Raw genomic sequence first — 723 nt, forward strand, 5'->3', positions numbered from 1 at the left:
AGCGTAATAACAGGGCCGCTCGCATCAGCAACATTAACTGTTCGTGTGACGGGGATTGCAGCGTTGCCAGCCGCATCACTCACGTTATACACAAGGGTGTAGCTACCAATTGTACCGGTATCAACAGTGCCACTCTGAATAATGCTTGCTGAAATATCGCCATCAATATTGTCCGACGCACTCGCACCCGCATCATTGTAGACACTACCTAGAGCGATATTAATGCTGCTGTCACCATTAAGCGTAATGACTGGGGCAGTAAAGTCGTTCACATTTACTGTACGTGTTTGCTGTACGGCAGGGTTGCCGTTGGAGTCACTGACATCGTAGGTGATCACGTAGGTACCTGTAACACTGGAATCTACGGTAGCACCACCGACGATGATGTTAGTTGAGATATCACCATCCAGCGCATCGCTTGCAGTCGCGCCAGCATCGGTATAGGGGGTATTTAGTTCATGGTTAAGTGGGCTGCTACCTAGTAGAGTGATGCTAGGTGCGCCAGTATCTTGAACGTTAATTGTTCGGGTAACGGTAGTAGCAGAGTTGCCTGAGGAATCGTTCACGTTGTAGCTCAGTACATAACTGCCGATTACGGTTGCATTGACTGTACCGCTGACACCGATGTTTGCAGAAATATCGCCGTCAGTATTATCTGTGGCTGTGGCACCAGGGTCAGTGTAAATTGTATTCACTTCATGATTAATTGGGTTATTGCCAACT

Annotated in this window: 1 protein-coding gene; it reads right to left on the reverse strand. The window is 48.0% G+C overall.

Features of this window, described 5'->3' with window-relative positions; genetic code table 11:
* The coding region (locus A3756_RS26590) for a DUF5011 domain-containing protein (RefSeq protein WP_156490338.1) at window positions 1-723 on the reverse strand (723 nt) is incomplete at both ends.

The sequence above is a fragment of the Oleiphilus sp. HI0086 genome, from assembly GCF_001635225.1.